This is a genomic window from Deltaproteobacteria bacterium HGW-Deltaproteobacteria-4, from assembly GCA_002841765.1.
Taxonomy (GTDB): Bacteria; Desulfobacterota; Desulfuromonadia; order Desulfuromonadales; family UBA2197; genus UBA2197.
The window spans coordinates 165,581-184,586 of the sequence record PHAV01000004.1; the positions used below are offsets into that span (position 1 = coordinate 165,581).

Annotated in this window: 18 protein-coding genes; 4 read left to right on the forward strand and 14 right to left on the reverse strand. The window is 57.3% G+C overall.

Translation table 11 applies throughout. From position 1 onward, the window contains the following. Position 1: 1 nt before the first annotated feature. From CVU69_04090 to cydD, 8 genes are all read right to left on the reverse strand, one after another. Positions 2 to 640 carry a hydrogenase gene (locus CVU69_04090; protein PKN13185.1) on the reverse strand — a complete coding sequence of 213 codons (639 nt, stop codon included), beginning with the start codon at positions 638 to 640 and terminating at the stop codon, positions 2 to 4. Positions 641 to 798: 158 nt separating this feature from the next. Beyond that, entirely contained in the window at positions 799 to 1,710 is a 912-nt protein-coding gene (locus tag CVU69_04095) for a hydrogenase (GenBank protein PKN13186.1), read from the reverse strand. A gap of 10 nt (positions 1,711 to 1,720) precedes the next feature. After that, a complete protein-coding gene (locus tag CVU69_04100) occupies positions 1,721 to 3,694 on the reverse strand; it encodes a hydrogenase (GenBank protein ID PKN13187.1) in 1,974 nt (657 codons plus the stop codon). Between the two features lie 6 nt (positions 3,695 to 3,700). Continuing rightward, positions 3,701 to 5,695: an oxidoreductase gene (locus tag CVU69_04105; GenBank protein PKN13188.1), complete on the reverse strand. Its 1,995-nt coding sequence runs from the start codon at positions 5,693 to 5,695 to the stop codon at positions 3,701 to 3,703. After that, positions 5,692 to 6,441, reverse strand: a complete 750-nt coding sequence (locus CVU69_04110; protein ID PKN13189.1) for a DUF1275 domain-containing protein — start codon at positions 6,439 to 6,441, stop codon at positions 5,692 to 5,694. Before CVU69_04110 ends, CVU69_04105 begins: the two co-directional genes overlap by 4 nt. 9 nt (positions 6,442 to 6,450) lie before the next feature. Continuing rightward, a complete protein-coding gene (locus CVU69_04115; protein ID PKN13190.1) occupies positions 6,451 to 7,128 on the reverse strand; it encodes a PTS fructose transporter subunit IIA in 678 nt (225 codons plus the stop codon). 209 nt (positions 7,129 to 7,337) lie between these two features. Continuing rightward, the gene (gene cydC / locus CVU69_04120; protein PKN13191.1) at positions 7,338 to 9,002 is read right to left on the reverse strand and encodes a thiol reductant ABC exporter subunit CydC; all 1,665 of its coding nucleotides are present in this window, start codon (positions 9,000 to 9,002) and stop codon (positions 7,338 to 7,340) included. Then, positions 8,990 to 10,717, reverse strand: a complete 1,728-nt coding sequence (cydD, locus tag CVU69_04125) for a thiol reductant ABC exporter subunit CydD (protein PKN13192.1) — start codon at positions 10,715 to 10,717, stop codon at positions 8,990 to 8,992. The genes cydC and cydD overlap by 13 nt, the downstream gene beginning before the upstream one ends. Positions 10,718 to 10,929: 212 nt before the next feature. Here cydD and CVU69_04130 point away from each other — a divergent pair, with 212 nt between their 5' ends. The 3 genes from CVU69_04130 to CVU69_04140 all read left to right on the forward strand — a co-directional run bounded on the left by CVU69_04130 (position 10,930) and on the right by CVU69_04140 (position 14,979). Further along, on the forward strand, positions 10,930 to 11,127 hold the full coding sequence (locus CVU69_04130; GenBank protein PKN13193.1) for a hypothetical protein: 198 nt from the start codon (positions 10,930 to 10,932) through the stop codon (positions 11,125 to 11,127). Between the two features lie 173 nt (positions 11,128 to 11,300). Further along, a complete protein-coding gene (locus CVU69_04135) occupies positions 11,301 to 12,479 on the forward strand; it encodes an MFS transporter (protein ID PKN13211.1) in 1,179 nt (392 codons plus the stop codon). Positions 12,480 to 12,483: 4 nt separating this feature from the next. Continuing rightward, positions 12,484 to 14,979, forward strand: coding sequence for an AMP-binding protein (locus CVU69_04140; GenBank protein ID PKN13194.1), 2,496 nt, complete (start codon positions 12,484 to 12,486; stop codon positions 14,977 to 14,979). Here the strand turns inward: CVU69_04140 and CVU69_04145 are convergent. Further along, positions 14,891 to 15,301: a transcriptional regulator gene (locus CVU69_04145; protein ID PKN13195.1), complete on the reverse strand. Its 411-nt coding sequence runs from the start codon at positions 15,299 to 15,301 to the stop codon at positions 14,891 to 14,893. The two genes, CVU69_04140 and CVU69_04145, sit on opposite strands and share 89 nt — an antisense overlap. Positions 15,302 to 15,430: 129 nt before the next feature. On the opposite strand from CVU69_04145, the gene CVU69_04150 reads away from it, so the two are divergent. Further along, positions 15,431 to 16,426, forward strand: coding sequence for an oxidoreductase (locus tag CVU69_04150; GenBank protein ID PKN13196.1), 996 nt, complete (start codon positions 15,431 to 15,433; stop codon positions 16,424 to 16,426). An 11-nt stretch (positions 16,427 to 16,437) separates the two neighbouring features. Here the strand turns inward: CVU69_04150 and CVU69_04155 are convergent, their stop codons facing one another. The 5 genes from CVU69_04155 to CVU69_04175 form a co-directional block, all read right to left on the reverse strand. Further along, positions 16,438 to 16,701 (reverse strand): DUF1294 domain-containing protein, encoded by a 264-nt coding sequence (locus CVU69_04155; GenBank protein ID PKN13197.1) that lies wholly within the window; start codon positions 16,699 to 16,701, stop codon positions 16,438 to 16,440. Positions 16,702 to 16,798: 97 nt separating this feature from the next. Beyond that, the gene (locus tag CVU69_04160) at positions 16,799 to 17,185 is read right to left on the reverse strand and encodes a PIN domain nuclease (GenBank protein PKN13198.1); all 387 of its coding nucleotides are present in this window, start codon (positions 17,183 to 17,185) and stop codon (positions 16,799 to 16,801) included. Then, entirely contained in the window at positions 17,185 to 17,406 is a 222-nt protein-coding gene (locus CVU69_04165) for a type II toxin-antitoxin system prevent-host-death family antitoxin (protein ID PKN13212.1), read from the reverse strand. Before CVU69_04165 ends, CVU69_04160 begins: the two co-directional genes overlap by 1 nt. A 106-nt stretch (positions 17,407 to 17,512) precedes the next feature. After that, the gene (locus CVU69_04170; GenBank protein ID PKN13199.1) at positions 17,513 to 18,115 is read right to left on the reverse strand and encodes a transglutaminase; all 603 of its coding nucleotides are present in this window, start codon (positions 18,113 to 18,115) and stop codon (positions 17,513 to 17,515) included. Positions 18,116 to 18,150: 35 nt separating this feature from the next. Then, entirely contained in the window at positions 18,151 to 18,612 is a 462-nt protein-coding gene (locus tag CVU69_04175; GenBank protein PKN13200.1) for an MFS transporter, read from the reverse strand. Positions 18,613 to 19,006 lie beyond the last annotated feature (394 nt).

Consider the following 19,006-nt stretch of genomic DNA (forward strand, 5'->3'; position numbering starts at 1 on the left):
TCTATTCCTTTAACGCCGAAAGACGTTCAGTATTCACCGTCGAGAATTCGCGATTGATCTGATTGATGACGATCCCCATGACAAAGATTCCGACCAGCATGTCGAGGAGGACCCCGGCCTCGACCATCAACGGCATCGCTTCAGAAAGGAGGATGCCGAAGATGAAGATGCCGTTTTCAAGGATAAGGTAACCGACGACCTGGGTGATCGCTTTCCGTCGGGTCATGAGCAGAAGAAAACCGCTGAAGAAGGTCGCTAATGCTGTCGGGATAAAGAGACTGCCGCGGTGTGCGGCAATCAACGGTAGGTAATTGGCAAAGATGAAAGCGCCGGAAGTGACCAGGGCACCAAGGGCGAGGGTTGGGATAAAACCGATCAGAGGTTCCATCTCGCGGCGGATGCGCACTTCCCGGATGGTGCGGGTGAGAAGATTGGGAATCAGGATCGCCTTGATCAATAGTGCCCAGAAAGCGAGGATCAGGGTGTGCAGGGAAAGCCCGTGCGCCACCAAGGGCAGCAGGGCCAGCAGTCCGCCCTGAAGGGCGACAGCGCGAATACAGGCGACCAGGCGCGAGGTGCCGAGGGTATAGAAGTTGATCAGCACCACCAGCAGCAGGATAAGGTTACTCAATTCGATCATCAGTGAATCTCCAATCGGAGTTATTCTAAATGGCATGTACGGGTGGTATTAAAATCGACCACCCCCAGCCCCTCCTTAAATAAGGAGGGGAGCTTAAATCTTGAAATCCCCCTCCTAAATTAGGAGGGGTTAGGGGTGGTAGTCGTAAGAAGAGTCCTTCAACGTAAAACCAGAACCAGGGCAAAGATGGAAATCAAGGTGGTGCCGATCAACAACTGTGGAATGCGCACCAGTTGCAGGCGTGCCATCACCGATTCGACGACGCCGATCGCCACGACAATGAACAGCATCCCGGCCATGAAGACCACAGCATCGACGCCGGGATTGCCACTGTCCCAGGGGAGGATGAGTCGCACCAGCAGGGCGCCGAGGACGAGCAGCTTCAGGCTGGCGCCATAAAGAATCATGGCGAAGGCCGGTCCGCTGTGATCGAGGACCATGACTTCGTGAATCATTGTCAACTCCAGATGGGTATTCGGATCGTCAAAGGGTATCCGGCAATTCTCGACGAGAAGGACAACAAAAAGGGCAATCACCAGTAACAAGAGGGACGCCCCGGCACTTTGCCAGGAAGTGACAAGATGGCTGCCCAGAAGTTGATTCAGGGAGAAACCGCCAGAGAGACGGACGAGGACGATCAGGGCAAAGAGGAGGGTCGGTTCGACCAGGCAGGCAAAGGTCACTTCCCGCGCCGCCCCCATCCCTTCAAAACTCGACCCGGTATCAAGGGCTGAGCTGGCGGTAAAGAAACGGGCTAAGGCAAATAAGTAAACAAAGAGGATGAGGTCGCCGTTAAAGGAGAAGGGGGCGGGAATCGCCCCGAAGGGGATCAGCAGCGCCGCCAGCAGCGGGACAATGAGACCGACAATCGGCCCGGCATGAAAGACCCAGGTGGTGGTGCGGCTGATGACAAAGCCCTTCTGCCACAGCCGGTGAAGGTCGTAGTACGGCTGCAATAACGGCGGTCCGTTCCGGCCGGCAAAGAGTGCTTTGGTCCTGGTGATCACGCCGAGGAGGAGCGGCGGGAAGAGGATAACAATGAAGAGATGGAGGAATAATTGCAGGAGCATCGTTACCTCGCTAGTGCCCGCTGCTGATAATCAGCAGAGCAAATAAAGTCAGGACGACATACAGAAGATAGAGACTGGTGACGCCGTTTTGCAGCCAGGTGCGCAGCCAGGTCGCCGCTACGGCCAGCACATTGAATAGCGGCAACAGCACACGGTCGAGGATGCTGTCGGGGGTGTGGCTGGCAAATTCTGTCCGGGGCGGGAAGAGTCCGTGCGTCTTGCCGCCATGCTCCCTGCTCCAGAGCCCGAAACGGAAGAGCTTGACCAGGGTAACGGCAAAGGAGGAGGCGGTGTACTGCATGCGCGCGGTCGGCCACAGGTAACCGCAGCCCCAGGTTAACTGCTGAGCGTTAGCCTGATGACTGCGGCGGTGCAGCCAACAACTGAGACCAGTGGTGAGAAGGATTAGAACCGTCCCGAGGATGCCGATCCAGATCAGCGAGGTCATGGTGGCGGTGATCGTGCCGCTGCCGTTCAACGGTGCCCAGGCCAGAGTCGCAGACTCCAGTAGCGGGGCGAAGAGCCAGGGGAGGAGGCCGATGCTGAGGCAGGCAGCCAGAAGGACAAGCATCGCTGCGCGCATCAGCAGTGTGGCATCGTGCCCCGCGGCCGCGGCCGGCGTGCGGGGGGCGCCGAGAAAAACGATGCCGAAGACCTTGACGAAACAGGCCAGGGCGAGACCGCCGATCAGAGCGAGTACCGGCGCGACGAGAATCGCCAGGCTCAGGGTTAAGCGCTGATCGATTAGGGCGCGAAAACTCCCCTGATAGATGAACCATTCACTGATAAAGCCGTTAAAGGGGGGGAGGCCGCAGATAGCAACAGCGCCGCCGAGAAAGAGGGCGGCGGTCCAGGGCTGTGAACGGATCAGTCCGCCCATCTTGTCGATTTCGCGTGTGCTGGTGGCGTGAATCACGGCGCCGGCACTCAAAAAGAGGAGGGATTTAAAGAGGGCATGGTTGACGACATGGAGGAGGGCGCCGGCCAGGCCGAGAACCGCCAACTCAGGCAGTCCGGCACTGCGGCCGAGGAGGGCGAGCCCCAACCCCAGGGTGATGATGCCGATATTCTCGACACTGTGATAAGCAAGGAGGCGTTTGAGATCGTGCTGCGCCAGGGCGTAGGCGACACCGAATATACCGGTGATGACTCCGAGGACAATCAGGACCCAGCCCCACCACAGCGGGATCGTTGCAAAGAGCGAGGTGATGCGCACCAGGCCGTAAATACCGGTCTTGATCATGATCCCGGAAAGAAGGGCAGAGATATGACTTGGTGCGGCAGCATGGGCACCGGGGAGCCAGATATGCAGCGGCATGATCCCTGCCTTGAGACCGAAGCCGAAAAGGGCCAAAAGAAAGATGGCGGTCGTCACCGCACCGGCAGGGAGGGTGCCGGCAGCGGGGAGGGAGAAGGTGCCGCAACTGAGGTCGAGCAGGGCAAAGAGGGCAAAGAGAGCGAGGGTGCCGGTGTGAGTTGCCACCAGATAGATGAAACCGGCGCGGCGCGTTGCTTCGAGATCATCCTCGGTGGTGATGAGGAAGTAGCTGGCCAAGGCCATGATCTCCCAGGCGAGGAGGAAGAGGATGCCGTTTTGGGCGGTCAGTACCAGGGCGATGGCGGCGGCGATCAGGCCGTGAAAGAGGCGCAGTTTGCAGCTGTTCTCAGGGTGCTGAGATTGCGGCCAGTCATCTTTCCCAAAGATGACTGTCATCGCAAAGACGAGGAGAAGAGGCAAAAGAAAGATCAGGGAGATGGCATCGATGCGAATCAGCAGTTCACCGCCGGGGATGCTCCAGTCGGCGCGCAGAACGGTTTCTCCGGCGCGATTAGCGCAGAGGAGCAGGCCGGTAAAGGCTGTGATCGTCCCGAGCAGCGCCAGGATTTCGGCAAACGTTTGTCCCCGATGATCCCGGCTCGACATAAAGAGGCCGGGAAGACCCGAGAGTGCAATGATGACGATGCCACTGAGAAAAAGGATCATAAGGTCCTAAGGTCCTTTGCTCGCGAGGATGCTCCAAAGCATGAGGCCTGCACAACAGATGAAGATATAAAGAAGATAGAGATGCTGTTTGCCTTGTTGCAGCCAGCGCAGCCGTACACAACGCTCAGCCAGATAGGAAAAGAGGGGTTGGTAACAGCGCTGGAGAAGCACTTCCTGGGAATGCTGAAAAAATTGAACTGTCACTGGAAAGAGCGAGCGCGGCCGTTTTGTGCTGATCTCCGGTTGCAGCACTTGCGGTAAAAGATGGTGATAGGCCAAGCTGCTGTAACTCTCGGCCGTATAAGCCATCTGCGCTGTCGGGCGGGGGAAGGCGCAACCCCAGGTCGATGCGGTCGTTGTCGGACGGCGCCTCTGCAGCGCGGCTAGGAGGAGGGACACAATGATAAGGGTGGCGCAGAGAATCATTCCCCAGAGGCCGATCTGCCCGAGTTGGGCAAAGGTTGCAAGGAGCTCAAGGGCTGCTGTCGGCGTGAGTTGAGTGAGAACCGGGGCGAGGAGATGTAGAGTCAGTTGCGGCAGGAGTCCGATGATCAGGCATCCAAAAAGGAGGAGGCGCATCGGCCAGAGCATCGCCGCCGTCGCTTCATGCGCCTGCGCCGCTGCCGGGGAGCGCGCTTCACCGAGGAGGGCAATGCCGATCAATCGGGTAAAGGTCACCACCGCCAGGGTGCCGACGACGCCGAAGAGCACCAGAACCATGCTGATCCCTAAGGCGCTGACGCCGCTCATGGCGATCCCGGCGTGCAGGAGTCCGAGGTAGATCAGCCACTCGCTGGCAAAGCCGTTTAAGGGGGGGAGGGCGGCGAGGGCGATGCTGCCGCCGATGATCAGCAAGCCGGCCTGCGGCATGCGTCGCAGTAAACCCCCCATTTGATCGAGATTTCGGGTGCCGGTAGCATGAAGCAGGGTGCCGGCACCGAGAAAGAGGAGTCCCTTGAAGAGGGTGTGATTCCAGATATGAAGGAGACCGCCGGCAAAGGCCAGGGTTGCAACGACTGGCAACTGTTCCGCTGCTGCCAGGATCCCGAGACCGATCCCCATAAAGATGATGCCGATATTCTCCACTGTCGAATACGCCAGGCAGCGCTTGAGATCCTTTTGCAGCATCGCCATGGCGATACCGTACAGCGCCCCGAGCAGGCCGAGAGTGAGGATGATCGCGCCCCAGAGTGCCGACAGAGGGGGAAGAAGAGTCATCACCCGCAGGATTCCGTAGATGCCGGCATTGACAACGACCCCGGACATAACCGCCGAGACATGACTCGGGGCGGCCGGATGGGCATCAGGAAGCCAGATAAAGAAGGGAAAGAGACCGGCCTTGATGCCGAAACCGACCAGAGCCAGGAGGAAGAGAACCGCGGTGAGTGTCGGCCCGGTCTGGGTCAGCGGGGTGAAGTCGGCAAAATTAAGGCTTCCGTAATGGCTGCCGGCGAGGAGAAAAAAAGCAAGGATCAGCAGCAGGCCAAAATGGGCAACCAGGAGATAAAGCCAGGCTGCCTGGCGGACCTCTGCATGATGATGATCGTAACTGACCAGGAAAAAAGAAGAGATCGTCATGATCTCCCAGGCGGCGATAAAGAGCAGGGCATTAGCCGCTGTCACCACCAGGATCAAGGCCGCAACCAGCAAACAATAAAGGGAGAAATGAGCTCCGAGATTCCGTCTTTTGGCATCTTCGTCGAGATAGGCGACTGCATAAATGGCGGCAAGGGTCGGGAGGATAGCGATCGGTAGCAGAAAGAAGGCGGCAAGAGGGTCGACGTGCAGGGCGAAGGCGCCGCCGGGGACCAGCCAGGTGTCGCTGGAGATAAGCGTTTCATGGCTGAGCAAGACCCGGAGAGCCGTCGTTCCGGTCAATAACGAGGCGCCGATAATGGCGGTCAGCGCGGCAGTCAGGGCCAGAGGGTAGCGTTTGCCGGCGATCAGGCTGATCAAAGCGCCAATCATCAGGAGTGCCAGGGCCGCCACTAGAAAGCTCATAAGCCGTTATTATCCTCTTCGGGGGGGAAGTACCCCCAGCGATCGATCGAGAAGTCCTCGTAATGCCGAATACGCCAGATAAAGTAGCTGAGTCCGGCGACAAAACAACCGGCCGCCAGGGAAAAGAGCGGGTAAATCCCGTAATTAGCATAACTGATGCCGCCGCTAATCCCGCCGGTGACAAATCCCGATAAGATGACCAGCAGCAGGGCAAGCTTCCAATATTCGATGCGCCGATAGCGAATCCAGTGTCCGAGCAAAACGCCGATATCCGTCACCATCCCGGTGACGTGTGTCGTGCGCAGAATCAGCCCGCAGTAACTGCTGGCCATGGCATTCTGCAGTCCGCAGGCCATGGCGGCAACGGGGATGCCGCTGCGGGTATTGTTGTTGATCAGCAGCGTTGCCGCAATGAAGAGGAGACTTGCTTCGGTCATCATCGCCACCCCGTAGCGGCGTCCCGGTTGAACACGGGTACCGCCGATGATTAAACCGCTCACGATCGCCCCGCATAAAAAACCGATAAAGATCGAAAAGGCTCCCCAGAAATCAGCGCGATTGCTCGAAGAAATATCGATGGCAATACGGGCGACCGCGCCGGTCATGTGACTGACCGGAACATGATAGATACCAAGGAGGAGGACATTGACAAAACCGGCAGCTGCCGCGAGCATGGCCCCGTAAATAAAGACCCAAGGTCGTTCTTTGAATGTTTTGTTTTGTTCTTTGTAAGGGATATAGGGCATGACTTTTTATTATTCGCTCAAGCGTTCTTCTTCCGCGCGCAATGTCGTCATAATTTCTTCCCGCCCGCCGGGGATCGCCAGCATCCGGCGCAGGGCCGGTCGCTGCAGAAGAAAATTCAGCCGCGCGTAGAGGTTAAGATGGGCCGGAAGATCCGGCGCCATAATGGTGAAGAGGGTATCGACCGACAGACCGTCGAGGGCTTGAAAATCGACTTTGTTTTCGAGAAAACAGAGGGTGACGGTGGCGCGACTGATCGGGAGGATACCGGGATTGCGCAGATGCGGCAGGGCGATGCCGTTGCCGATTCCGGTCGAACAGAGGTTCTCTCTGACAATCAACAGCTTGAGGAGTTTGTTACGATCAATTCCGTCGGAAAGGCGCAAATGTGTGACAATATCCGCCAGAACCTGATCGCGAGTGCTGCCGCTGATGCGATAAAAGATGCCGCCGGCCTCAAGGGCATCGCTGAGGCTGATCGGCACAGACGAGGGACTCGAAGGAGTCAGGAGGGACTCCGGTACCGCACCGATCCGGCGGGAGGTTGCCCACTCCATGAGTTCAGCTCTATTGAAACGGTACTGCTCGTGGATGCGGTAGGCCGGGATGACCTCCTTCTGGATCCAGCGGTAAATGGTCTTTTCTGAAACAGAGAGGAGGCGGGCCGCCTCTTTGACTGAAAGGTTCATAATCCTCGCCTGTCATGTAGTGTCATCGTTGGACATTTGTGGACACTAGCAACTTTTCATGACATTTGTCAACGGGATTATTCGATTGATTATAACGATGTTATTGTATGAATTAAAAAGGATAAATAAACTTGTTACGAAATCGACCACAACCCCAGCCCCTCCTTAAGAAAGGAGGGGAGTTAAAAGCTTATAGTCCCCCTCCTTATTCAAGGAGGGGTTAGGGGTGGTAAGGTTTGCGTCATCCAGATCACCCGGTCCACGAGTTTCAGGCAAGCGGGACGGTGGGTGATAATCAGGACCGTCTTTCCTGCCAGACGTGCCGTTAAACGTGTGACGACTTTTTCTTCAGTGTCAAGATCAAGCCCTTCAGTCGGTTCGTCGAGGATCAGGATCGGAGTGTCCTTGAGCAGGGCCCGTGCCAGAGCAATACGCCGGGCTTCGCCGCCGGAGACGGCGCTGCCGCCTTCACCGACGCGGGTCTCCAGCCTCTCCGGCAGGGCCGCGACCCAGGCGGTCAGGCAGGCATCGTCGAGGGCCTGCTGCAACTCCGTCTCGCTGGCGTCAGGATTGGCAAGGAGGAGATTGTCACGCAAGGAGCTGTTGAAGAGATGCGGTCGCTGCGGCACCGCCGCGATCAAGGAGCGCAGAGCGTCGCTGGCAAGAGCGTTCACCTCGGTGCCGCCGATGGTGATCTCTCCATCATATGGTCGGAAACGGAGCAGAAGCTCGGCGATGCTGCTTTTGCCGCAGCCGCTTGGGCCGGCGAGAGCGAGTCGTTCGCCGCTGCGGATATGGAAGGAAAGGTTTTGCAGCACCGGCCGCGCCGGATCATACGCAAAGGAGACGTCTTTAAATTCAATCCCGTACTCGGCAGGGAGTGCGAGCGGTGATACCGGTTCCGGGACGGGGAGGGGGGCATCGGCGAGTTCGCGGATGCGCCGGATCGATTCCCGGCAGCCGGGGAGGAGTTGCAGCGCGACCGGCATTCCGGCCGTTGCTTCGAAGGCGGCAGCGGCAAAGAGGAGGAGCATAACCAGGAGTGGGCCAGCCAGGGTGCCGCTGCCGACGGCGGAACCGGCGCCGATCAGGACTCCGGTCAGGCCCAGGCCGGCGCAGAGGACACCGCCGGCGAGGGTGATTCCGTTAATTTTCGCCAGTTTCTCCTGCTCGTCGATCAGTTGCGTTGAAAGCTTCTCGACCCGCATTGCTTGAAGTTCCACGGCGCCAAGCAGGAGCAATTCCTCCCCTCCCTGTAGTCCCTCGGTGACCATGCTGCGCAGTTCTCCGGCCAGTTCCACCGATTTGCGTCCCGGTTCGGTCGACAACCGTTGCGCCACAAAGGGGAGGAGGAGACCGGCCGCCAAAAGTGCCAAAAGGAGCGCTGTTGCCGACGCCAGACTCCAGCAGGCAACGAAGAGCGCAGCCAGGAAGATGGCGATTATCCCGGTGGCCAGTGGCAGAACAATCCGCAGGTAAAGGCTCTCCAGCGCATCGATATCACTCCGCAATCGACCGGCAACATCACCGGCGGTATAGCCTTCGAGCCCGGCCGGGGAAAGGGGTTCGAGACGGCGGAAGAACCAGACGCGCAACAGTGCGAGGACGCGAAAACCGGCTTCGTGTGTCACCAGTCGTTCTCCATAGCGCCCGACGGTTCGCAGGATGGCAAAGGCGCGGATCGACGCCGAAGGGATCAGATAGTTGAAGGAAATGCCGGTGATCCCCGCCATTGACATGGAGGCGATAAACCAGCCGGAGATCGCCATCAGCAGCGCGTTGGCGATCATCACGGCGATGGCAAGGAAGATGCCGCCGGCCATCCACAGCCACTGTGGACGGGCGATGCCGAGGATGCGGATCAGTTCGCGCATGCGTCCTCCCTGGCCAGAAACTGCGCGGTGGTGACGACGTCAATGATTTTCCCCGCTGCCATGACTGCCACCTGCTGCGCCGCACGGACCGTTGTTTCGCGATGGCTGATCACCAGCACCGTGCGGTTGATGGACAGACGCTGCAGGGCGGCAGCAACCAGCTCTTCTGTCGCTGCGTCGAGCCCGGCGGTCGGCTCATCGAGGACAATGAGATCGGCCTGGCGCAATAAGGCCCGGGCCAGCGCGAGTCGACGCAGTTCGCCGCCGGACAGACCGGCACCGCGATCGCCGAGAAGTGTGTTGAGGCCGGCGGGGAGCCGATCGACAAAATCCAAGGCAGCAGCGTCGTTTAATGCTCTGCGAATTTCATCATCGCTAGCGGCGGGGCAGCCGAGGAGGAGATTGGCGCGCAAGCTGCCGCTGAAGATAAAGGGCTGCTGCGCTACCCAGGCGATGCGGGCTCGCCAGGCAACGCCGTTGAGTTCAACGAGATCGACACCATTGATCAGGATTCGACCCGCTTCCGGTCGGGCTAATCCAAGGAGGAGACGGGCCAGGGTCGTCTTCCCGGATCCGCTTGCTCCAACCAGGGCGGTGAGGCTGCCGGCCGGGAGAGCAAGATCGACCTCCGTGACGCCGCCGCGTGTGCCGCCGTAGCGGAAGGTGACCCCCGCGAATTGGATCGCCGGCGGTCCCGGCGCCACCGCGAGGGTTGCTCCATCTTTCTCGGGGAGCGGGAGCGCCAGCAAGGGAGCGATCTTCTCTGCCGCCGCCAGTCCCTGCATGCGGGCATGGTAGGAAAGGCCGAGGGTGCGCAGGTGCAGGTAAAATTCCGGAGCCAGGAGGAGGACGAATAGACCATCCACGAGGGAAAGGTAACCGTAAAGGAGGCGGAAGCCGATGATCACCGCCACCACCGCCGTGCCGACCGTAGCAAAGAATTCGAGGGTAAAGGCCGAGAGGAAGGCGACGCGGAGGACGACCATCGTTGACTGGCGATAGTCATCGGCCACCCTGGCCACACTCTCTGCTTCGCGCTTGGCGGCGCTGCAGATGCGCAGATCGGGGAGGCCCTGAATCATGTCAAGGAGGTGACTGGCCATTCTCCCCAGCTTCCCCCACTGCTTGCGGTTGAGTTTCTCTGTGCCGCGGCCGATGAGGATCATGAAGATCGGGATAAATGGGGCGGAGAAGAGGAGGACGAGGCCGGCTCGCCACTCGACCGGCAGGACAACAAGAAGAGCGACGATTGGCAGCAGGGCAGCGAGGGCGAGGTGCGGCAGAAAACGCATGACATAAGGTTCGAGTCCCTCGACCCCGGCGGTGACCGCCTCGACCAGTGGGCCGGTCTCTTCCCCGCTCCGGCCGCTCGGTCCGAGGAGTTGCAGCCGGTGATACAAACGGCAGCGGACGTCACTTTTAACCGCGGCCGCCACCGCCGCGGCGCGACGTTCGGCGAGAAGGATGAACCCACCCCGCAGCAGGGCGAGTCCGGCGACCAGGCCGACCAGCGGAAAAATCAGGCTGAAAGCGGATTCTTCTATAATCAACCGGTGACAGGCCAGGGCCAAAAGGCGCGCTTGCAGCAAGACCAGTACGCCGGCGGCAAAGGCCAAGGCAATCGACCAAAGGAGATCCGTCTTGACACGGCGTGTTGTCGCGATCAGCCATTTTTCCGGGGAGAGTTCAGGCGGTTGCTTTACTGCATCACTCATGCATGTCCATTCATCGGCGTCTTGTAGTGATTGCTTCTTCGCGAACCGGTTTCGCTACAGAGCAGAATTCAGTCGTTAGTTTGAATATTGTCATAACCTATCGTCTGTGAAAAATAAATCTTTAAGGCCCTATTCTAACGGATTATTACTGATAACCTTGGAAATGAACTCCTCTGTACGATGCCAAGGAGACCACAAATCAGGAGGCTGCCATGATGATACAAGTCTTCTACAAGACCGGTACGCATGACATGGTCAAGACAGAGACTTTGAATAATCTCCTTGTCACTGGCGTTATCGACCAGTTCAAGCGCGCCACAGGTTGGGTCAAGGTTGGGAGAGACCGGATTCGTAACATTCCTGAGGATAAATATCCGGAGAGCTTCGACCGCCGTCACCACGCCGACTGACAGATCAATTTTACGGCCGGCAACAGGGGCAGGCGGAAGAAAGTTCTGTCGTTTCCGGCTGGAACGGAGCAGGTTACGCGGAAAGGGACACTTCCGTGACCAAAGCCCAAACGAGCTGGATTCTTTACGATGTCGCCAACTCTGCCTTTGTGTTGGTGTTCGTGACGGCGATCATGCCGATCTTTTACAAGGAGGTTGTTGCCAGCGATGTCGCAGCGGAGGTCTCCACCGCCTGGTGGGGATACGCGAACGCCTTCTCGTCGCTGCTTCTCGCTATAATGGCCCCGCTTCTCGGTGCCTGTGCCGATTATCAAGGTTGGAAGAAGCGCTTCTTTGCACTCTTTCTTACGATCGGCGTCACCGCGACCATTTTTCTTTACTTCTGCGCCGAAGGGGCCTGGTTATACTGCCTCGGGGTTTTCGTCATCGCCCGGACCGGTTGGGCCGGTGCTAATGTTTTTTATGATGCGTTCATCACCGATATCAGCGACCACCGGGAGATGGATAAGGTCTCCTCGGCCGGTTATGCCTGGGGATACATCGGCAGTATCATCCCTTTTCTCCTCGTCATTCTCCTGATTACTTCCCTGCAAGCTCCGGACGCCGCCGAAAAAATTCCGGTCCTGGCGGCACAGCTCAGTTTCGTTATTGTCGCACTGTGGTGGCTGCTCTTTTCACTCCCCATGCTCCGCCATGTTCAGCAGATCTATTTTATTCCGACGATGATCCGGCCGGTCTGGTCGGCCTGGCGCCGTGTTGTCGATACGCTGCGTCAGGTTCGCGGCCGTCGCAATGCCTTCACCTTTCTCCTTGCTTATTTCTTCTACATCGACGGGGTCGACACCATTATTACGATGGCCGTGGTTTACGGGGTCGATATCGGTATCGGCAGCAGCACGCTGATTCTGGCAATTCTCACCATCCAGATTATCGCTTTCCCCTGCACCCTGATCTGGGGCCATCTGACCAGGTTTTTCCCGGCCAAACGCCTTCTGCAGGCCGGTATCGCCATTTATGGTTTGATCACCCTCCTTGCATTTCTGCTGCCGTCGCTGGCGACCCGTCAGGAGAAGACCATGGGATTTTGGCTTCTTGCGGTTCTCGTCGCCACGTCGATGGGGGGGATTCAGGCGCTCAGTCGCAGCTTCTATGCCCGGCTGATCCCGCCGCAGCAGTCGGGTGAATTCTTCAGCTTCTACGACATCTTCGGCAAATTCGCCGCGATTATCGGTCCATTTCTGGTCGGTATCACCGGACAGTTGAGCGGAGATTCGCGCTACGGAGTTCTCAGCGTCCTCCTCCTCTTTCTGGCCGGGAGTGTGCTGCTGTCGCAAGTCAAGGAGGAGGCCTGAAAGCATGCAGACTCTCATCGACCTCTTTGTGACCTTTGCCGGGCAGAGTGCTAAACCGGCTCTCATCTACCACACCGGGATCCGCCGTCTGTCCTGCTCTTATCAGCGTCTCGACCTGCTCGCCCGGCAGATGAACCGCTGGCTGGCGCTGCAGGGGATAGGCGCCGGCGACAAGGTGCTCCTTTGGGCGCCGAACTCACTGGCCTGGGCGGTGGCGTTCTGGGGGATTGTCTGCCGCGGCGCGATTGTCGTCCCCGTCGATTTCATGTCAGATCAGGAGCGCGCCGCAACCATTGCCGACCTGACCGGCGCCCGCCTCGCCATCCAGAGCCGTTTCAAGCTCGAACCTCTCAGCGGTCCGCCGTCTGTTCTGATCGAAGATCTCGAATTCCTTCTCAACCCCCTTGCCCCTCTCCATGAACTGGCGGCGCCGGACGCGGGCAATACTGCCGAACTGATCTACACTTCCGGTACCACCGGAGCGCCCAAGGGGGTGATCCTTACCCATCGTAATCTGATCGCCAATCTCCTCCAGGTCAATGCCCATTTGCCGGTGGTCAAGGGAAATTTTACCTTCCTTTCTCTCTTGCCCCTGTCGCATATGTTCGAACAGACCTGTGGTTTTCTCATTCCACTTTACCACGGTGCCGCCATCGTCTACCTGCGCACCCTCAAACCTTCGGCGATCATGGCGGCGCTGGCCGTCGAAGATATCTATGCCGTGATCGCCGTGCCGCGCCTGTTGCAGCTGCTCAAAGGGTCGATCGAAACGGAGTTAGCCGGCCTCCATCTTGACGGTCTGTTGCGCAAGCTGCTGCGCCTGGGAGCAAGGGTGCCGCGTTCGCTTCGTAAATGGCTCTTCTTTCCGGTGCACCGCAAGTTCGGGCGTCACTTTACCCTCTTCGTCTCCGGCGGCGCCCCCCTTGATCCGGTTCTTTTCGATTTCTGGAATGCTCTCGGATTTGTTGTTGTTGAGGGTTACGGCCTGAGTGAATGTTCACCGGTTTTGACTGCCAATACGTTGCAACGGCAGGTGCGCGGCTCGGTTGGAACTGCGCTCCCCGGCGTCGAAGTAAAGATAAAGGACGGGGAGATTCTTGTCCGCGGCGACAATGTCTTCCGCGGCTACGAGCAGAACCCGGCGGCGACGGCGGCGGCCTTTGCTCCGGATTTCTGGTTTCGCACCGGTGATCTTGGCGAAGTTGATGAGGAGGGTTGGCTGCGGATCAAGGGGCGGAGCAAGGAGTTGATCGTCACCGGGGCCGGGATCAATGTCTATCCCGATGAAATTGAACAGGTACTCAATGCGCTCCCCGGCGTTCGCGAAGCCTGCGTTATTGGCCTCGACAAGGGGGGAGGGGAGGAGGTGCACGCCGTCCTTCTTCTGAACAATGGGGAAGAGAGCGGTGAGGAGGTCGTGGCAGCCGCCAATCGCCACCTTGACGCCCTGCAGCAGATCACCAGTTTTTCCCTTTGGCCGGAAACGGATTTCCCCAAGACCACCACCCTGAAGATCCAGAAGTTCAAGGTGCGTCAACACCTGCACGATCTTCAGGGTCAGGGTGGCACAATTTCCCACGATCCCCTGCTCACTATCATTGCCGCCGTCACCGGGAACGATACCGCCACCATCGGTGAAGAGTCGCTGCTGGTTGCATCTCTCGGCCTCACTTCCATCGGTCGTCTCGAACTCGTCAGTCGTCTCGAACAGGAATTCCGCCTCGATCTCGACGACGCGGCGCTTAACGACACGACAAGCGTTGCTGACCTGCGCCGCTTGCTGGCGCAACGTAAAAAGTCGCAGGCGGCCCGGGATTTCCGTTTCTGGACCAATACCGCCCCGGGGCGCTTTATCCGGCAGGGCTGCGACTTCTTTATCCATTATCCGCTGTTGCGCGCCATCGTCACCCTGAAGACGACCGGGACGGAAAATCTGGCGGAAATCGAGGCACCGGTCCTCTTTATTGCCAATCACACCAGCTTACTCGATCAGCCGGTCATCATGTTCTCTTTGCCGCGCTCCTGGCGCTATCACACCGCCACCGCCGCCTGGGAGGAATTCTTTTTTAAAAATTTCCAGAATCGCGCCGGGCAGCTTTGGAAACGGCTCACCTACGAATACAGTAGTGTCGCAGCCAATGTTTTTCCCCTGCCGCAGAGCGGTTCCTTTCGCCCGGCACTGCAGTATATGGGGAAGCTTGCCGATCACCGCTGCAATATCCTCCTCTTTCCGGAGGGGGAGCGCACTCGGGACGGGCAGCTCCTCCCTCTGCAACCGGGGCTCGGCATTATCGTGCAAGAGCTCGGGATACCGGTGGTGCCGGTGTGGATCAACGGACTGGAGAAGGTTCTGCCGCGTGGTGCTCGCTGGCCGAAACGGGGACGGGTCACCGTCACCTTTGGCGCCGCTCTCACCTTTCACAGCGAAGAACCGCCCGAGATTGTAGGCCGGGCGCGGCAGGCTCTTCTTGATCTTGCGTCGTCTTCTGGGTCAGATTGATCCCTTCAGTCTTTTGCAGATAATCCTGTCCCCATTGGCACATCAATTCCAGAATCGGAACAATCCTGCGTCCCTCGTCGGTTAAAGAGTATTCGACTCGGGGTGGAACCTCGGCGTAAATTTGCCGGTGGATCAGTCCATTTGCTTCAAGTTCGCGCAGTTGCTGGGTCAGCATCTTTTGCGTAACCGACCTCAAACGGCGCTGCAATTGGCTGAAGCGCAGGGTCTTGTGGCGCAGGTGCCACAGGACCAGTCCCTTCCATTTGCCACTCATAACCGCCAGGGTCACTTCAACGCCACAACGAAATTCCGGTTCACTCATCATAAACCTCTTTATTTTCAGCATAGTATCTATTTGGGTACTACATGACTTATTTGTCTGTACTTGCGCTTGTTACACTATTCATCTAGTCTGAAAAAATCAATCCAATTAACAAGACGGGAGAAAAACATGTCCGAAACATTCAAGGCACTGCTGGTCGAACAACCCGAGAAGAAAGTCTTTACCCGCACGATCGTCGAGCGCCATGTCGATGATCTCCCCGCCGGCGAACTGCTGGTGCGGGTCCACTATTCGTCCCTCAATTTCAAGGATGCACTTTCAGCCACGGGGAATCCCGGCGTGACCCGCAACTATCCGCACACGCCCGGTATCGATGCGGCCGGTGAAGTGATCAGCTGCAGCGATGGCCGTTTCGTTCCCGGCGATCAGGTGATTGTCACCAGTTATGATCTCGGCATGGAGACCGATGGCGGCTTCGGACAGATCATCCGGGTGCCGAGCTCATGGGCATTGAAGCTCCCGGCTGGCCTCAGTCTCAGAGAAAGCATGATGCTCGGGACGGCCGGATTGACCGCAGCGCTTTCGGTTTACGAACTGGAGCAGGGTGGGGTAAAACCGGAAGACGGTCCGATACTGGTCACCGGGGCAACGGGCGGGGTCGGCAGTCTGGCCGTGGCCATTCTCGCCAAGGCCGGCTACCAGGCGACGGCTGCGACAGGAAAATCAACGGAAGCGGATTATTTGCAGGGAATCGGCGCCGCCGATGTGATCGAGCGGAGCGCGGTTACGCAGGGGAGTGAACGGCCGATGATGAAGCCGGTCTGGGGCGGGGTTGTCGACTGTGTCGGTGGTGAGATGCTCGGCGCAGCCATCAAGGCGACCAAGCCAAGAGGGGTTGTAACCTGCTGTGGCTTGGTCGGCTCCAGCGAACTGCCGATGAATGTTTTCCCCTTTATTCTGCGCGGAGTTCGCCTGATCGGCATCGATTCAGCGGAATGCCCGATGACGCACCGCACGGAAGTCTGGAAAAATCTGGCCACGAAGTGGAAACTCACCGCTCTTGAATCGATGGTTGAGGAGGTCGGTCTTGACGGATTGGAAGAGAAGATTCAGTCGATACTCAAGGGCGGGCTCAAAAGACGGATCCTTGTGCGCTTGATCTGATAAAATTTTCCTTACGTTGATGGCCATAAGTGCCAGCCGGTGAGGAGGGCGATGTTGAGGAGGACTATCAGCCAGAAGTCGACTTGAAAGGTGCGATTGCGCGTCTTGTGGCGAAAGATCTGTTGTCCCGCCAGCGCCCCCGGCCAGCCGCCGCAGAGGGCAAGGAGGTGCAGGGTGCGTTCTCTGACGCGCCTGTCGCCGCGCTGGGCCGCGAGTTTGTCGAAGCCGTAGACGACGAAGGTGATGGTGCTGAGGAGGATGTAGAGGATAATCATCAGATGGAGACCTTTCAGGTCTAAAGTCTCAGCGGGTGACCGGCCGGTTTTTAGGCCGGTCTTGGCGTGCGCGGGCGCGGCGGGTACGCAGGCGTTATTACTCTCCGGGATTGCGAAGCAAGAGATTATATAGACCGATATTATTGTCAGAGGTCATCAAGATCAGGCCCTCTGCCTGCGCTTGCGCAATCAACATTCGATCGAATGGATCACGGTGGAGCACAGGGAGACTTCCGGCCAACTGGCCATGATAGAGGCTGATGGGTAACTTGCTGAATCCTTCATCTTCAACAATGGAGTCTATATCGTCTGGGGCTTCCAACTTACCAAGCGCTTTTTTAATTGAAATTTCCCACGTTGTTGCAGCGCTGATATAAACTTGGTTACGTTGATCGGCAATGAGTTCTTTGCAACGCGGTCCAAGTTCTGGCGAGCCATCAAGCCACCAGAGCAACACGTGTGTATCGAGCAAAAAACGCTGCATCAGTTTTTCCCTTCAAACGCGTCAATAATGTCTTCCGGTGTTTTGTCAAAATCATCTGCTATGCGGATCTGTCCTTTGAATCGACCCGGTGTGCGCTGACAGCGCCCTTCCTTATGCGGGATGAGGTCAAGGTAGGGTTTTCCAGCTTTTGCGATGACGATAGTTTCACCTTCCCACGCTTTTTCTGCTAAAGCTGAGAGTTTGCTTTTCGCCTCGTGCATATTGACTTGCATAAAATCCTCCATTCAATTTAGCTAAGTCTAGCTAAATCAATATAGCTCACCACAATGCCACGATCAAGAATTTTTATCGACTGTCGGAGAAATATTACAAAGACTCGGGTAAATCGAGCCACAAATCCTGCAGGCTACGGTACATCTTCAATCGCTCGACCACACTCTCCACCGGCGCCGCAAAGATCGCTTCGTAGATAAATTCATCGGCCGCAGGGTCCATGGTAAAGGCGAGCTGCTCTTTTCGGGTATTGAATTGCGCGTTGATGCCGTTGCTGTTGCCGCGCGCATCGACGCGGATCCATTTGCCGAGGGTGGCGAGGTAGATGGCATTTAACCCGTGCAGAACCGTTTCGTCATCATCGGCAGCGGGATCGCGGCGTAAGACCTGGTAGCAGAAGCCGGCGGGGATGCCGACCGCCCGGAGCAGGGCGGCCAAAAGGTGGCTCTTGGCAAAGCAGATCCCGGTACCGTGCTGCAGCACTTCACTCGCCGTGCAGGTGACAATGTCGGTGTCGATATCATAGGAGTGGGGGATGGTGTCCCGCACCCATTCGTACAGACAACGGGCTTTGGCTTCTTCATCGGCTGCTGAGGCTGTCAGTTCCAGAGCTTTTTGGCGGACAGCCGGGGTCTGCCAGTCGATGATGGCGTCGGCTTGCAGGTAGTCGTTTAAGTCGTCGGATTCAGGGTACATGTCGGGTGCTTCTTTCTGTTAGGTTCTTTGCCGTACTATCTTCGGGCTTTACCGCTGATCTGGTCGATTGCTATCTTGTAGACCTTGGTTGTCTTGTTTTTTTGTTCAACGTATTGTTTGCCCTCTGCGATAAAATCTGAACAGTATTTTTCTACAAGCCAGAGCAAGGCATCGTTCTTCTCGGCTCCATTCACTTCCGAAGCAACGCCAAAGACCACGGCACTTTCGTATTCCGTGGCAAATTTCTCTGGCAGAACTTTGGTTTTGCCAACAACACAAAAAGAAACCTTTGAATTTTGCTCGATATTTTCGATTTTATGGCCGCTGGTTGCGCAGTGAAAATAGATGCAATCGTTCTTATAGGTATAATTTAACGGTAAGCCATAGGGTTGTCCGTCTTTGCTGACAGTCGACATGATCCCGTATTCAGCGTTGTCGAGTATGTCTTTGGCTTCTTGAATGGTTATTTCCCGGTCACTTCTCCGAATACCTCTCATTCGATTTTCCTTTATGTCTAACTGGGCCGGCCATGACCCGCCCGCCCAGTCTTTTCGGGCGGTCGGCGTCCAGGGGAGTTGTTGAGCGTTATTTAGTTGTCTGTTTACTTGTATTCTGTTGCATGAACTCGTCGAAGAAAATTGAAAGTGCCTGGTCAGGATCATTTGGGTACTGATTGATCAGCTCCCTTAATCGGCTGGTGGATTGGGTAATTGTATTTTCTAAATTGTCGAGGTCACTATTAATCCAACGCGATAGCATCTCGATTTTTGGAAAGGCTATACAAAGGAAATCATGGGCCTGTAAAGGATTTTGTGTAAATGGGTTTGTCGGTTAATAAGTCGGCATCCTGTCGCCGAAGATGATCGTAAACTGATTGAGTGCCGATTTCCA

Coding starts and splice junctions, on each gene's coding strand:
- CVU69_04175 (PKN13200.1), bottom strand. CDS start 18,612: ATGAGAGGTATTCGGAGAAGTGACCGGGAAATAACCATTCAAGAAGCC.
- CVU69_04090 (PKN13185.1), bottom strand. CDS start 640: ATGATCGAATTGAGTAACCTTATCCTGCTGCTGGTGGTGCTGATCAAC.
- CVU69_04140 (PKN13194.1), top strand. CDS start 12,484: ATGCAGACTCTCATCGACCTCTTTGTGACCTTTGCCGGGCAGAGTGCT.
- CVU69_04165 (PKN13212.1), bottom strand. CDS start 17,406: ATGCACGAGGCGAAAAGCAAACTCTCAGCTTTAGCAGAAAAAGCGTGG.
- CVU69_04105 (PKN13188.1), bottom strand. CDS start 5,695: ATGAGCTTTCTAGTGGCGGCCCTGGCACTCCTGATGATTGGCGCTTTG.
- cydC (PKN13191.1), bottom strand. CDS start 9,002: ATGCGCGAACTGATCCGCATCCTCGGCATCGCCCGTCCACAGTGGCTG.
- CVU69_04100 (PKN13187.1), bottom strand. CDS start 3,694: ATGATCCTTTTTCTCAGTGGCATCGTCATCATTGCACTCTCGGGTCTT.
- CVU69_04130 (PKN13193.1), top strand. CDS start 10,930: ATGATGATACAAGTCTTCTACAAGACCGGTACGCATGACATGGTCAAG.
- CVU69_04095 (PKN13186.1), bottom strand. CDS start 1,710: ATGCTCCTGCAATTATTCCTCCATCTCTTCATTGTTATCCTCTTCCCG.
- CVU69_04110 (PKN13189.1), bottom strand. CDS start 6,441: ATGCCCTATATCCCTTACAAAGAACAAAACAAAACATTCAAAGAACGA.
- CVU69_04115 (PKN13190.1), bottom strand. CDS start 7,128: ATGAACCTTTCAGTCAAAGAGGCGGCCCGCCTCCTCTCTGTTTCAGAA.
- CVU69_04145 (PKN13195.1), bottom strand. CDS start 15,301: ATGAGTGAACCGGAATTTCGTTGTGGCGTTGAAGTGACCCTGGCGGTT.
- CVU69_04160 (PKN13198.1), bottom strand. CDS start 17,185: ATGCAGCGTTTTTTGCTCGATACACACGTGTTGCTCTGGTGGCTTGAT.
- CVU69_04150 (PKN13196.1), top strand. CDS start 15,431: ATGTCCGAAACATTCAAGGCACTGCTGGTCGAACAACCCGAGAAGAAA.
- CVU69_04135 (PKN13211.1), top strand. CDS start 11,301: ATGCCGATCTTTTACAAGGAGGTTGTTGCCAGCGATGTCGCAGCGGAG.
- CVU69_04155 (PKN13197.1), bottom strand. CDS start 16,701: ATGATTATCCTCTACATCCTCCTCAGCACCATCACCTTCGTCGTCTAC.
- cydD (PKN13192.1), bottom strand. CDS start 10,717: ATGAGTGATGCAGTAAAGCAACCGCCTGAACTCTCCCCGGAAAAATGG.
- CVU69_04170 (PKN13199.1), bottom strand. CDS start 18,115: ATGTACCCTGAATCCGACGACTTAAACGACTACCTGCAAGCCGACGCC.